The following is a 14,555-nucleotide window of genomic DNA, read 5'->3' as shown; positions in this document are numbered from 1 at the left end:
TACGCAGAACGTGCCGTCCAGCGCAAAACAGACGGAGTGTCAGTTACTTCCAGCCAGGGAACGCCACAGGAAGTGATTGCTCCGCGCCTGTAACGCCGCCGCCTGTCGGTTGTCCGAGGCGCCCGCGTGGCCGCCTTCAAGAGCCTCATGGAACCAGACGTTCGGGATGCCCATGGCCTGCATGCGCGCCGCCATCTTGCGGGCTTGGACAGGTCCCACACGGTCATCGGAAGTGGCTGTCCAAATGAAGGTTTCAGGGTATTCCACACCGTCGTGTAGCAAGTGGTACGGCGAGAAAGTGCGGATGAACTCCCACTGGACCGGAACATCAGGGTCACCGTATTCGGCGATCCAGGAGTATCCGGCAGAGAGCTTGGTGTAGCGGCGCATGTCCAGGAGTGGCACCCCGCAGGAAACAGCCCCGAACAGTTCCGGGTACTGGGTAAGCATGTTGCCCACAAGGAGGCCGCCGTTGGAACCGCCTACGCAGCCGAGCCGCCGGCGGCTGGTGACGCCTCGCGAGATGAGGTCTTTCGCCACGGCTGCGAAGTCCTCGTAGGCTCGGTGCCGGTTCTCCTGGAGTGCTGCACGGTGCCAGGAGGGACCGTATTCGCCGCCGCCGCGGATGTTGGCAACCACGTAGACGCCACCGCGTGAGTGCGCGGCAGCTCCGCCGTCGGACGATACGCCCAAGGTGCGGCGCTCCAGCCAGGCACGCCCAATTGTTCCGCTGTAGGCCGGAGTCCTGGAAACTTCGAAACCACCATAGCCGGAAAGCTGGGTGGGGTTTTGGCCGTCCAAGACCAAGTCCTTGGACGCGACCTGGAAATAGGGAACCTTGGTTTCATCGTCAGAAACAGCGAAGTGCTGCTGGACTTCGTAGTCGGACTCGTTGAAGAACGACGGCGACCGCTTCACCTCGGCGTGCCGGCTCGCCGCGCCGGCAACAAGTGTTCCCCTGGTCAGGGTGGTGGGCGTGGTGAAGCCGGTGGCCACCAGCCAGAAATCGTTGCCCTCTGCGCCCGGGTCTTCGTCATCCACGGCATAGGCATTGACGTCATGCAGGGGAGGGCAGGCGTCCAGCACGGTGGAGGCCCAGCTGCCTTCAGAATCGGGACGGGCTGGATCCAACACCCGGATTTCAGAGGACACATCGCGCAGGAGGTTCAGCAGGAGATAGTCCTTGGTCCAGCTCCAGGACTGTAGCGACGTGTGCGCATCCGGCGTGAACAGGACCAGCAATGACCGGGAACCTGCCAGGTAAGACTCGAAGTCCGCGGCCAGCAAGGACCCGGCAGGGTAGAGAACACCGGCAACATCCCAGTCCTTCTGCGGACGGAACAACAGCCAATCCCGGTGGGCGCTGATGTTTACATCCGTGGGAACGTCGATGACCACCCAGGAGTCGCCACGCAGCAGCGACGTACTCCGGTTGTAGAAGTCGATGTAGTCCACGGCGAATGTCCGCTCATAGCCTGGGGTGGAATCATGGGCCACCATGGCCAACATGTGGTCCTCCGGGATTTCGAAGAGGCGCTCCGCCTCGGACAGAGATTGGCCGCGGCGCAGCTTCACCCCGGTGCGGGCATAGGAGGACGTCGTTGCGGGGAGCCCATCCGCCGTGCTGGACACAAGCAAAGTGTCGGCATCCAGCCAGCTGACGTTGCCCTTGGCTGTCGGCACGTCAAAGCCACCCTCCACGAAGGTGCGGGACTCGACGTCGAACTCGCGATGGCGGTCAGCGTCGCCGCCGTCGGGGGAAAGCGAAACCATGGCCAGCCGGTACTCGGAGCCATCGGCAGGACGGAGGAAGCCGACACCATGGAAGACCCACTCAACGCCTTCGGCGGCGGCAAGGGCGTCTATATCCAGCAGGACATCCCACTCCGGCTCCTCGGTGAGATAGCTTTCCCACGTCGTTCGACGCCAGAGGCCCTTGGGGTGTTCCTGGTCTTTCCAGAAGTTGTAGTAGAAATCGCCGCGTTTGGAGACCATTGCGATGCGATCGGTGGAGTCGAGGACCTCCAGGATGCCAGCCTCAACGGCCGCATACTCTGAGTCCTCCAGTAACTCCTCGGTGCGGGCGTTCTGCTCGCGGACCCACGCCAACTGCTCTTCGCCGTGGATGTCCTCAAGCCAAACGTTTTCATCCGTGGGCTCAGGCGCGACGTCCGCTGCATGCCGCGGGCCGGGGGCCGGCGCGGTCTCATTCTCGGGAAGTGGCGACTGATCAGCTTCGGTGGTGGTCATCGCCCCATCCAAGCAACACTCTTCAACAGTAAGCAAGTCACAGGAAGTTAGGCTTGAGCGTGGCTAAATCGCAAACCAACCGTGTTGCCCTGATCGGGGCCGGCCCTCGGGGCACCAGTGTCCTCGAGCGGTTGCTCGCGAATTGGGCTGCGGAAAGCGCACCAGGAACCACCCTTCTCATCGATGTTGTTGACCCTTATCCGGCCGGTTCGGGGCACGTGTGGCAACCGGAGCAGTCACGCCTCTACTTGATGAACACCCAATCGTTCTATCCCACCCTCATCCCCGAAGACCCCCACCTCGCACCGCCGCTCGCGGGTGGTTCGTTCGATCAGTGGCGGGAGGCACGTCGTCGTGACGGCCAGGGACTGAACGATGCCGAGAAGGCGGAACTGGCCACCCTTGAATCGCACGACTTCCCCAGCCGCGCGCTGTACGGGCGGTACCTGCGCCAAACTTTGGCAGGGCTGCTGGAACGGCTTCCCGACGGCGTCGAGGTCACCTTTCACGAGGCGCTCGCCGTCGCTGCGCAGCCACTGAAGGGCGAAAAGGAGGACGGGTTCGACGTCGAACTCGACAACGGAGAGACGCTCACCGTCAGTTCCGTGGTCCTCGCGCTGGGCCACATCGAGTCCCGGCTGAACCCCGAGCAGCGGGCCTTCAAGAGCGCCGCGGAGGAACAGGGCCTGGTGTACTTCCCGCCCGCCCCGCCTGCCGATGTTGATTGGCAGGCCGTGCCGGACAACGAACCCGTGCTGGTCCGCGGCATGGGTCTGAACTTCTTCGATGTCATGGGCCAGTTGACGGAGGGGCGCGGGGGCAAGTTCGTCGAGGCTGGGACGCCCGGCGCGGGTATCCTCGAGTACCGGGCTTCGGGCCGGGAGCCCAGGATCATTGCAGCGTCCCGCAGGGGCACCCCCTACCGCGCGAAGGCCGGGCTGGCGGGCTACTACCCCAGCAGCATCACCATGCGCTACCTCACAGAAGACGCCGTGGACCGTTTCCGTGCAGCCGGTATCCAACCGGGGTTCGATCATGACCTCTGGCCGCTGCTTCACCGGGATGCACTTTGGGCCTACTACACAACGCTTGCACGCTCCCAGCCCGCCGCGATCAAGGACCCCGCACAGTTCCTCGCCGACCTTGAGGATGCGCTCCAACCGCATGCGCACACTACCGCGAACTGGGAAGTCGAGGTGGGAAACGTCGTGGAAAAACATGTGGTCGCCTCCCGCCGGCTGAACCTGAGGGGGCTCGCGGCGCCGCTCGCTGGGCGGACCTTCGCTTCCCGGCGCGAGCTGGACGCCGCCATCACGGCCTATCTTGATGATGATGCCCGACGATCAGCACTGGGCGAGGCGGACCCTGTCAAAATGGCGATCGGTGCCCTCCACACCGGGAGGGCGATCCTCAAATCCGTAGTCGCTGACGGGGGAATCACCGATGAATCGTGGCTGGGTGGTTTGCGCGGCTGGTTCGAATCTTTTGTTGAAGGACTGGCAAGCGGAGCGCCTGCACTGCGATCGGAGCAGCTAGCCGCTTTGGCGCGCGCCGGCGTCGTGAGTTTCGTGGGACCGGACCCGAAGTTCAGCGTGGACCGTGGAGCCAAGGTGTTCCGGGCGGTTTCGCCATGGGTGCACGACGCTCCGGTTGAAGCCAGGACTCTTGTGGAGGCGATGTCGCCGGCCAACAGGGTGGGCATCAACCTGTCGCCCCTTCTCGAACAGCTCATGGCCGACGGGCTGGTGCGCACAAAGATCATGATGAGTGTTGAGGGCACGCCCATGCAGACCACAGGCCTCGACGTTGAACCGCATCCTTACAGGCCTCTTGCGGCGAACGGTTCCGTCACCAGGAACTTGTATGTCCTGGGCCTCCAACTGTCTGCGTCGCAGTGGGGGACAGCTATTGCGGCTGAGGCCCGTCCGCGCACCGGACCTGCGTACGCGAGCGGCCAGCGGACCCTCCGCGATGCAGATGAGATAGCGCGTAGCATTCTCGGACGATGACGCACATCAGCTGGGCCGTAACCGCCATTAAGCTCAGAAAACGCTGGGCCCCTCACGAAGAAGATCGTGAGGGGCCCTGCTGTTGCTTCTGGAAGGTCGGATGGCCTAGGGGTTAGCCCTTGAGGCACCTCTGATACTCCAACCACGCAAAGGCGTATCGGAGCCACCCTGCGATGTCATACCACTTGGACGGCTTGGTAGGGGCGGTGCACTGCGGCGGGTTCGGACCGCTCTCAGCCACTGTCACCAAGGCCTTCACCACGGTTCCACTTTCGACGGCGGTGAGGACCGCTGTGCCGGTGCCTGCGGCCGCCGCGGCGGGAACCTTAAGATCCACTGTGGCCGCCCCTGAGATCACGGGGACTGAACCGAGCGCCACGGCGGCGCCCTTGGCGTCCACGTAGACGGCGTTCAGCGTTGCGTTGGCCGGGCTTCCGATCGAGGTGAGGTTCAGTTTGGTGACGGCCAAGGTAATGGAGTCGCCGGCCTTGACCTCAGCCGCTGTGGTGTTGGCCACGGCAACGGAACGGCGTGCGAAGTCCGGTGAAACAGGATTGTGCTCGCGCAGGTACTTGATCCACGCATCGCGGTCCACCAGGCCTGTGTCCTTTGTGTCCGTGCCCTCCTTGAAGATCCGGAAATTGTCACCGCCGGTAGCCAGGAAGCTGAACGTCCCGATCCTGTACTGCTTGGCAGGATCGATCACAGCGCCGTTGACCCAAATGCCGGTGATGCGGTCACCAGCCGGGCGGGCGGCGTCATAGGTGTAGTTGACGTTCTTGGACACTCCAAGCTGCTGGTACGGGCGGCTGGGGATGGTCCCGTCAGCATTTGTCTGCCACTGCTGTTCGAGGAGTGTCTTGAACTGCGCACCCGTGAGGGAGGTGGTCCAGAGGTTGTTCACGAAAGGCAGGACCGCATTAGCCTCGGCGTAAGTGATGGTGCCGTCCGGCGCGTAGTACAGCTCGTTACGCAGCCCGCCGGGATTAACGACGCCGATCTCCGCGGCACCCAGTTCGGGCGCCTTGAGCGTATCCACCAAGGAGTCCGCCACCAAGTTGCCGAGCGTGGATTCGTTCGCACGATCGTCCCGCTTGGGGGCGCCGCCAGCCGGATCCGGGGTGAAGGCTGTGGTGATATCAGCGGTCACTGCGCCCACCGGCTGGTTGCCGATCACGGCAGCCTCGGCGAGTGCCTTGTCCACGATGGTCTTCACAGTCGCCACACGTGGGTAGGCAGCGACGAGGCTTTCAGCGGTATCGGTTGTCCGGTCCACGATGGCGGCCTTGTAAGCAGTGACTGATTTGCTTGCGGTATCCACTGTGAGGGTCACGCTGCCCACGTTCTCGCCGTAGTTGCCGGTCTGAACGATGGGTCGGGTCTTGCCGGTCGGCTGGCCGTTGGCATCCCGTACCGGGGCGTCCCAGACGTACTCCTTGTGCGTGTGACCCGTGAAGATCGCGGCCACGTCCGGAGTGGTTTCGTTGACGAGCTTGGCGAATGGCCCGCCGGCTGCAACTTCCTGCTCCAACGTGGCGCCCTCAGGCGTTCCTGATGCAGCGCCGTCGTGGTTTTCCACGACGATGAGGTCGGCCAGGTTTTCGGCTTTGATCTTCGCGGCCACGCGGTTGATTGCTTCCACAGGGTCGCCGAACTCAAGATCGGCGATTCCAGCCGGGGTCACCAGGGAAGGAACTTCCTGCGTGACAGTACCGATCACTGCCACCCGCATGCCGTTCATGTCCAGGACCTTGTACTCCGGCAGGACAGGAGTGGTGGTGCCCTTCTGGTAGACGTTCGCGCCGAGGTAGGCGAACTTCGCGTTGGTACCTCCAGCTGCGACGCGGTCGCGCAGGTCCGCCCAACCGCCGTCGAACTCGTGGTTGCCCACAGCCGAAGCCTGCAGCTCGAGCGCGTTCAGGACGTCGATGGTTGGCTGGTCCTTCGCTACCGAAGAAGCGAAAAGGGAAGCGCCGATGTTGTCTCCGGCAGAAATGAAGGCCGTAGCGCCGGGGGCAGCAGCCGCGCGGAGTTTCTCAACCGTTCCGGCGAAGAGGACTGTGTTGGAGTCGATCCGGCCGTGGAAGTCGTTGATACCCAGGAACTGCAGGTCGACGGTTGCTGGCTCGTCAGCAGTAAGATTCAGGCCCACCACCACAGGATCGTGATCGCTGGCCCGGAACTCGTCCCCGGCAAAATAGTTGGTCACATTGTTGTTATACCTGCTGTACTCCAGTGCGACGGACTCTACGGAGTTGATGTTCCAGATGTCGGTTCCAGTGACCACCTTGTGGGCGGACGGGGATGCCAGGATGTGATCCAAGGAGCCCACCATGCCCCCGAAGAGGTAGGAGTGCTTGCCGGTGCCCGCCTCGAGGTCGGTGTAGCCGGCTGCGGTGAGGACGTTAATGGGGTCTTCCTTGGCGTAAGCGTTGAAGTCACCTATGAGGAAGACCTTGTCCGTTCCCTTGGAAGCCTGGAGATCCTTGGAGAAAGCGAGGAGTGATTCAGCCTGCTTTGTGCGGGCAATGTTCGAGGCGCCCTGGCCCTTGTCCGTGTCATCCGGGGTGGCCGCGGAGCCCTTGGATTTGAAGTGGTTCACGATCGCGATGAACTTCTTGTCGTCATCTCCGTCAACCGGCTTGAAAACCTGGGCCAGTGGCTTGCGCGCACTGGCAAAGGCCACGGTGTCGTTGTGGATGATGGACTCGCCTACGGGCTCGGCCACTGCCTTCTTGTAGATGAATGCAGTGCGAATCATGTCTTCGTCGCTGAGCGGGGGAGCGTTGGCGGGAGTGCGCACGTAGTCCCAGACCCCGGGGGTCTTGACATTAAGGGCGTCTACCAGTTTGGAGAGGGCATCGTCGCGGTTCTTGCCGAACTGTGCTGAGTTTTCGATCTCTTCAAGGGACACGACGTCGGCGCCGGATTTGGTGATGGCGGCGACGATCTTGGTCTGCTGGCGCTCGAAGTTCTCGGCGTTGGCAGCACCTCGGGCGTTGCAGCCTTCCTTGACCGTGATCGGGTTGCCGTCGCGGTCGGTGTAGAAAACACAACCGGCGAGCTGGTCACCGGTGGTGGGGAAGTAGTTCAGCACATTGAAGGAAGCCAGTTTGAGGTTGCCTCCTACCTCCGCGGGACCTTCGGGCCGGGTTGCGGTGAAGCTCGCCGGCTGGACCGACTCGGCGTTGGCCGCAGTGAGCGCGGTGAGGGGCTGGAACTTCCAGGAGTTGTTGCCATAGCCCAGGATGACGTCGGTCCGGAACGTCGCTGGGGAGCCAACGCGTACGGGATCCGATGTGGTCAGGTACGGCAGCTGCTGGGCTTTGGTGGTGGCGTCCTTGAGGAAGTTGGTGGACGCGCCGTCGTCGACTTTGATGCCGCGCAGCGCGTTGTCGGCAACCACCGCGGCGTATTCGGGCGAACCGTAGGGGGCCACCGCCGTCGGCTGTACCAAGGGCGACGTACCGGCCGCAAGGCCGATCTCGCCGTACTGATTCAGGGAGTAGTTGTCCGTGACAGTAAAGGCACCTTGGGGAGCCAGGAGCATGCCCTCCAAACTTTCCCGGGCGGCCTCATTGGCGGGCAGCGCAAACGGCGTGGACTTTACCTCCGGTGCCGCCTCGGTGAGCTTCTGCAACCCTGCCGCCTCAACGGTGAGCTGGGTCTGGTTGGCGAATTCGCTGACGACACCGGTGAGTTGCACGTTGTCGCCGGGCTGGACCGCTGACGTCGTCGAGGGTGAATAGACGAACAAAGCGTCCGACGCCGTCCTTGCCGCCCCCGGGCTTTCACCGCCGGTTCCGGCAGTTTGGACGTAGTAGCCGTTGAAGCCGCCCGTTGCGTAGACAGCGGTGACCTTGCCGCTGGTGGTTACGGTGCTGCCCACGAAGGGACTGGCCGGACCGGTTCCTTGGATTTCTGCAATGGCTTTAACGCCGGGCTCCGGCTGGGGGTCAACCGGCGGGGTTCCGCCACCGTTGGAGGAAGTGGGGGTGATGGTTGCGCTGAGGCTGAAGTCAGCGGCGTTGGAGTCGGTGTCCACGCCGTTGGCGCGGTTCAGGCTCTTGACGTCCGCGTTGCTGGCAGGTGCTGTGGCTGGGGCGGTCTCAAAGGTGTTGGAGGTGCCGTAGCCCAAGAGGTCAGCGATGGCGGCATTGCCCGTCACCGACCCCGGCGGAAGCGGAGAGACAGCGGTTGGCTGCTTGGCCAGGACCAGGGTTCCGGCAGTCCCGGCGGGGTTCAGCGTACCCGTTGCCTGGACATCCGCGGCGGGCAGTTCCGGTGCCGTGGAAGTACCGCTGTTGGTGGCGCCCTTGACGAGGAAGTATCCCTTGGCGGGAATGCTGCCGGTCAATGGGGTGATCCCCGTGGGTGCCGCCGTGGCCGTCGCGGACCGGTACTGCAGCGACCAGCCAGCCAGGCTGACCGGTGCGTCCGAGGAATTGTAGAGTTCAACGAACTTATTCTTGAAGGCGGCACCGCTGCTGCCACCGCTGAGATAGGCCTCGTTGATCACCACCGGTGAGGTGCCGGCCACGGAGGGATCGTCCGCGGCCAGGGCAGGGACAGCCGTCAGTGGTGCTGCGAGCAACCCGACTGACAGGACTGTTCCTGCAACTAATTTCCAATGCTGTTGATGCATCCGCTCTAACTTTCATTAGGGAGCCCTGTAGGGCCCTGTGGACAACGCACGCTGTCTTGTGAAGCGGGCGTTCCGGAAGTTACTCCGGGGTAAACCTTTAGCTCGGGCATAGCGAAACACGACGGAATGAATGGGAGATGGACCGGTGGTGGCCGGCGGGTTCTCTGGCTGTCCACGCTGCTACCTGGCAGCGCCCTTTGATGGGCCCGATAATGGTTAGGCGGTTTGGCCCAAATCCTGAATGACCTTGAAGACAGCTCCCGTGGGGTCCGACAATGTGGCCAAACGCCCGAATGGTGTGTCCTCAGCGGGCTGCATGACCGTGGCGCCGAGGGCTGCGGCCTGCTCGACGGCAGCATCCGTATCCTCCACGGCGAAATACACGCTCCACATGGACGGAACCTGTTCAGGCAGGAACCCGGAAGCGTCCATGATGCCTGCCTTGGCGTCGTCACCGGCGCCGAGGGTTGTGTAACGGAACTCCGGAGTATCGCTCATGACCTCTGTGTCCCAGCCGAAGACACTCTGGTAGAACGTGACCGCGGACTCGTAGTCCTTGGCCAGAAGTTCATGCCAAGCGGGAGCTCCGGCCTCCGCCGCAACTTCGTAGCCCTTCATTTCTCCGAACTGCCAAGCGCCGATAGCGGCGCCTGAGGCATCCCCGTACATGGCCATGCTGCCTTGCTCAGGTACCTCCATGGGTTCCAGGAGCACCTGGCCGCCATTGGCGGCAGCGGCCTCGGTGGTCGCTTTGATGTCATCCGTACGGAGGTAGGTAGACCAAACGTCCGGCATGGCGCCCATGTCCGCCTGCTTCTCCATGATGCCCGCCACCATCCGGCCATCCTTGGAAGCCGTGATGTAGCCGCCGTACTTCTCCTGGTCTCCGGTTTCATATGTCCAGCCGAAAAGAGCCGTGTAAAAGGCCTTGGCCTTCTCCGTATCGGACGTCATGAGGTCGATCCAGCAAGGGGAACCGGGAGTGATGTCAGGCGTGGGCATAAGTGAGACTCCTGTTGTTATGCCGCGGTCAAAGCTGCGGCTGATGTCTGCGGTGTGGAGACAGGAAGAACACTATGCGGGGCCTCTGACAGTTTCAACGATTTTCCGGTTGTCAGTTCTCAGTTCCCGGCATCTTCGCGGCAGATACATGCCCACGGGACCGGCCCTGGACGCAAAAATGCCCCGGGTCCTGGAACCCGGGGCATCTCATTCGCGGAAGGTAAGGGATTTGAACCCTTGGTACGGGGTTACCGCACACTGGTTTTCAAGACCAGCTCCTTAGGCCGCTCGGACAACCTTCCTCGCCTAGTAGTGTTTCATAGGGAGTTGGCTGTTCCAAAACATCACGTATTCCAGCCCCTGCCCCGGGGTTGGAAAACAAGCAAGAAACCGGGAGTTCTTCATGAAAGCCGTCTATATCTCAGAGCCAGGCGGACCCGAAGTCCTCGAAGTCCGCGAGGTCCCGTCGCCGGTGCCGGGCGAGGGCGAGGTCCTGATTGACGTAGTGGCAGCGGGTTTGAACCGCGCCGACGTCCAGCAGCGGCGCGGCTTCTACCCTCCGCCCCCAGGAGCGTCGGAAGTTCCCGGACTGGAAGTCTCCGGCCGCATATCGGCTTTCGGCCCCGGCGTCACCAAAGCGTTCTCCGTTGGAGACAAAGTAGTGGCACTTTTGTCCGGTGGTGGCTACGCCCAGCAGGTCGCCGTTCCGGCGGAGCAGGTACTCCGCATCCCTGAAGGCGTGGACCTGGTTACAGCCGCTGCCCTGCCCGAAGTTGCCGCCACCGTGTACTCGAACCTGATTATGACCGCACAGCTGCAACCCGGCGAGACTGTACTCATCCATGGTGCCACCGGTGGCATCGGCACCATGGCTATCCAGCTGGCCAAAGCCTATGGCGCAAAGGTGGCCACCACGGCCGGCACTGACGAGAAGGTCGGCACCGCCAAGGCCTTCCTCGGCGCCGATATAGCCATCAACTACACCGAAGAAGACTTCGCTGAAAGCCTCAAAGCGCACAACGGAGGCAAAGGCGCCGACGTGATCCTCGACGTCGTGGGTGCCAAATACCTGCAACAGAACGTGGAGGCGCTCGCCGATTACGGACGGCTCATCGTCATCGGCCTCCAAGGCGGAACAAAAGCGGAGCTCAACTTGGGTCAGCTCCTCAGCAAACGTGCAGCCGTTATCGGAACAGCCCTCAGGCCTCGACCGGTCGCCGAAAAAGGAATCATTATGTCCGCGGTGCGCGAGTTCGTGTGGCCCATGCTCACCGATGGCAGGATCAGGCCGCTCGTCGCAAAGTCCTTCCCCTTGGCGAATGTTCGGGAAGCGCACGAGTATTTCGACTCCGGGGAGCATGTGGGCAAGGTGCTCCTTCTCCTCTGAATCGTCCGCACAACTGTTTTCATCCGCCCGACTGCAGCGAGGAGCCATATGTCCATCCGGCACAGCCTGCTGGCCCTGCTCCAGGACCAGCCGCGGTACGGCTATGAGCTGCGTGTCGAATTCGAGGACCGTACCGGCGCCGCCTGGCCGTTGAACATCGGGCAGGTTTACACAACCCTGGACAGGCTTGAGCGCGATGGCTTAGTCAGCAAGGACGGCGACGACGGCGGTGGACACGTCGTCTACAGCATCACTGACGCGGGGGCTGAGGAAGTTGAGGCCTGGTTCGCTGGTGCCGTGGACCGGGGCAATCCTCCAAGGAACGAAATTGCCATCAAGCTGGCGCTCGCAGTGACGCTTCCCGACGTGGATACCTCTGCGGTGATCCAATCCCAACGCGAGGTCTCGGTCAAGGCCCTGCAAGAGCATACCCAGGCGAGGAAGGCGATCTCCGCCAACCAAAGATCGTCGGATACTGCCTGGCTGCTGGTGCTCGATTCATTGATTTTCCAGGCAGAGGCGGAAGTCCGCTGGTTGGATCTTTGCGAGGCCCGCATGGTGCAAGGGCGCGGCAACGGCGGGGGCGGCACTGCTTAGCAACCGTTGATCGCACAATAGCTACCGTTCACCGCGGGGAGTTCGTCCTGTGGTGAGTTTCGTCATGCAACAGGGAACCTCTTTGCTAGCTTGCCCGTGACGCGCGTTCGTGCCACGGCAGCGCAGCAGCTCTCAAGGAGGAGATATGGGAAAGATTCCTGACCAGGCCGGACTCGCGGAAGGACTGGATCATACGCTGCCCGCCCCGGCTGTGGACGATGCGATGCGTGAAGCGGAGGAACGCAGGTGGACCCCCGCCAAGATCGGTCTTTGGGTTGCTATTTCCCTGCTGGGAGCGGTGGCGTGGTTCATGCTCGCCCTGGTGCGCGGTGAAACCGTCAACGCCATCTGGTTCGTTTTCGCTGCTGTCTGTACGTACCTGATCGGCTACCGCTTCTACTCCAAAGTCATTGAGCGCTACCTGCTCAAACCGGACGATCGCCGCGCTACCCCTGCCGAGTACAAAGCCGATGGCAAGGACTACGTCCGTACTGACAGGAACGTGTTGTTCGGCCACCACTTCGCTGCCATTGCCGGCGCGGGACCGTTGGTGGGACCCGTTATCGCGGCCCAGATGGGCTACCTTCCCGGCACTATCTGGATCATCATCGGCGTCGTTCTTGCAGGCGCCGTACAGGACTATTTGGTCATGTTCTTCTCCATGCGCCGTGGTGGCCGTTCACTCGGCCAGATGGCGCGCGAGGAACTCGGCGTCATTGGTGGCACGGCAGCCCTGGTGGCCACGCTGCTCATCATGATCATCATCGTGGCCATCCTCGCCTTGGTGGTGGTCAACGCCCTCGGTGAGAGCCCGTGGGGCGTGTTCTCAGTGGGTATGACCATTCCCATTGCGTTGTTCATGGGTGTTTACCTGCGCTTCATCCGTCCGGGCAAGGTGATGGAGGTGTCCATCATCGGCTTCGTGCTCCTGATGGCATCCATCATTGGTGGCGGCGCAGTCGCCGGTACCGAGTGGGGTGCGGCCTTCTTCCACCTGGATAAAGTCACCATTGCCTGGGGCATCATCGTCTACGGGTTCATCGCCGCAATCCTGCCCGTATGGCTCCTCCTGGCTCCGCGTGATTACCTCTCCACGTTCATGAAGATCGGCGTGATCGTGATGCTCGCGGTAGCCATCATCGTGGTGCGCCCGGAGATCACTGTCCCTGCGTTCAGCGAGTTCGCCAGCCGGGAGAACGGCCCCGTGTTCTCCGGCGCCCTGTTCCCGTTCCTGTTCGTCACCATCGCCTGTGGCGCCCTGTCCGGGTTCCACGCACTCATCTCCTCGGGAACAACCCCCAAGCTGATTGAGAAGGAACGGCAGACCCGCTTCATCGGTTACGGCGGAATGCTGATGGAATCATTCGTGGCCATCATGGCGCTGGTTGCTGCGATCTCCATCGACCGTGGCATCTACTTCGCCATGAACGCGCCTCTGGCCCTTACCGGCGGCACCGTGGAATCCGCAGCGCAGTGGGTGAACAGTCTTGGTCTGGCCAATGTGAACATCACACCCGACGTGCTGGCCCAAACGGCAAAGGACGTCGGTGAGGAAAGCATTATTTCCCGCTCCGGCGGCGCTCCCACTCTGGCAGTCGGTTTGGCGCACATCATGCAGCAGTTCATCGGCGGACCGGGAATGATGGCGTTCTGGTACCACTTCGCCATCATGTTCGAGGCCCTCTTCATCCTTACCGCAGTGGACGCAGGCACCCGTGTTGCCCGCTTCATGCTGCAGGACTCCATCGGCAACTTTGTTCCCAAGTTCAAGGAAGCCTCATGGCGGCCCGGAGCCTGGCTCTGCACCGCCATCATGGTGGGTGCCTGGGGTGCGGTCCTGTTGATGGGCGTCACCGATCCGCTGGGTGGCATCAACACGCTCTTCCCGCTTTTCGGCATAGCAAATCAGCTGCTGGCGGCCATTGCGCTGGCCGTGTGCCTTGCCATCACGGCCAAGCGTGGAGTGTTCAAGTGGCTGTGGATCGTGGCAGTTCCGCTGACGTTCGCGGCTGTAGTCACCATTACTGCCAGCTTCCACAAGATCTTTTCGCCAGTCCCGGCAGTGGGCTACTTCGCCAACAATCAGGCGTTCTCCAAGGCACTCGCTGACGGCAAGACGGAGTTCGGTACAGCCAAGACCGTTGCAGCAATGGAAGCCGTGGTCCGCAACACCATGATCCAGGGCGTGCTTTCCGTCATCTTCGTGACCCTGAGCATTATCGTGATCGTCGCCGCCGTCTTGGCAACCATCAAGGCAATCCGTGCCGGAGGCGGTCAGGACCATGAAGACCCGCCTGTTCCTTCCAAGGTGTACGCACCGGCTGGGCTCTTCCCGACGGCTGCCGAGAAGAGGTTGCTCGCAGAATGGAACTCCCTGCCTGCGGAGAAACGTTCACAGAAGGCCGGCCACCACTAATGAAGGCCAGCACTGATGAACCCGGTCGTTAAAGGCCTTCGGGGTTTCGCCACCTACATGGGCTCGCTCATGGGGGCGGACGCGTACCAGAAGTACTTGGAGCATTTTGAAACTACGGCCCATTCCGGTCCTGCCATGACTGAACGTGAGTTTTGGCGGGACCGGATGGACCGGCAGGACAGCAACCCGCAAGGCAGATGCTGCTGAGTCGGCGTTCGGGACGAAGTTTCGCTACGAACGAAGTCCAAA

General features: G+C 62.3%; 8 protein-coding genes and 1 tRNA gene. 5 read left to right on the top strand and 4 right to left on the bottom strand.

The genetic code is table 11. The annotated features are described in order from the left end of the window. Positions 1-39 precede the first annotated feature (39 nt). Entirely contained in the window at positions 40-2,250 is a 2,211-nt protein-coding gene (locus ACIQTW_RS09110; protein ID WP_402936353.1) for a prolyl oligopeptidase family protein, read from the bottom strand. A 59-nt stretch (positions 2,251-2,309) separates the two neighbouring features. On the opposite strand from ACIQTW_RS09110, the gene ACIQTW_RS09105 reads away from it, so the two are divergent. Beyond that, on the top strand, positions 2,310-4,259 hold the full coding sequence (locus ACIQTW_RS09105) for an FAD/NAD(P)-binding protein (RefSeq protein ID WP_402936351.1): 1,950 nt from the start codon (positions 2,310-2,312) through the stop codon (positions 4,257-4,259). Between the two features lie 112 nt (positions 4,260-4,371). Here the strand turns inward: ACIQTW_RS09105 and ACIQTW_RS09100 are convergent, their stop codons facing one another. The 3 genes from ACIQTW_RS09100 to ACIQTW_RS09090 all read right to left on the bottom strand — a co-directional run bounded on the left by ACIQTW_RS09100 (position 4,372) and on the right by ACIQTW_RS09090 (position 10,208). Continuing rightward, complete coding sequence (locus ACIQTW_RS09100) at positions 4,372-8,904, bottom strand: ExeM/NucH family extracellular endonuclease (RefSeq protein WP_402936349.1); 4,533 nt, start codon at positions 8,902-8,904, stop codon at positions 4,372-4,374. Positions 8,905-9,120: 216 nt separating this feature from the next. Then, positions 9,121-9,906 (bottom strand): VOC family protein, encoded by a 786-nt coding sequence (locus tag ACIQTW_RS09095; protein ID WP_402936347.1) that lies wholly within the window; start codon positions 9,904-9,906, stop codon positions 9,121-9,123. 214 nt (positions 9,907-10,120) lie between these two features. Next, positions 10,121-10,208 (bottom strand) — tRNA-Ser (locus ACIQTW_RS09090). 101 nt (positions 10,209-10,309) lie between these two features. On the opposite strand from ACIQTW_RS09090, the gene ACIQTW_RS09085 reads away from it, so the two are divergent. The 4 genes from ACIQTW_RS09085 (at position 10,310) to ACIQTW_RS09070 (ending at position 14,513) form a co-directional block, all read left to right on the top strand. Then, positions 10,310-11,293: an NAD(P)H-quinone oxidoreductase gene (locus ACIQTW_RS09085; protein WP_402936345.1), complete on the top strand. Its 984-nt coding sequence runs from the start codon at positions 10,310-10,312 to the stop codon at positions 11,291-11,293. Between the two features lie 48 nt (positions 11,294-11,341). After that, positions 11,342-11,890 (top strand): PadR family transcriptional regulator, encoded by a 549-nt coding sequence (locus ACIQTW_RS09080; RefSeq protein WP_402936342.1) that lies wholly within the window; start codon positions 11,342-11,344, stop codon positions 11,888-11,890. A gap of 145 nt (positions 11,891-12,035) precedes the next feature. Next, the gene (locus ACIQTW_RS09075; protein WP_402936340.1) at positions 12,036-14,306 is read left to right on the top strand and encodes a carbon starvation CstA family protein; all 2,271 of its coding nucleotides are present in this window, start codon (positions 12,036-12,038) and stop codon (positions 14,304-14,306) included. A gap of 15 nt (positions 14,307-14,321) precedes the next feature. Continuing rightward, on the top strand, positions 14,322-14,513 hold the full coding sequence (locus tag ACIQTW_RS09070) for a YbdD/YjiX family protein (protein WP_402936339.1): 192 nt from the start codon (positions 14,322-14,324) through the stop codon (positions 14,511-14,513). The last annotated feature ends 42 nt before the right edge of the window (positions 14,514-14,555 follow it).

Source organism: Paenarthrobacter sp. NPDC090517 (assembly GCF_044769165.1).
In the GTDB taxonomy this organism is placed as follows: domain Bacteria; phylum Actinomycetota; class Actinomycetes; order Actinomycetales; family Micrococcaceae; genus Arthrobacter.
The sequence above is the reverse complement of the archived record's forward strand: the minus strand, read 5'-3'. Positions and strand labels throughout refer to the sequence as shown.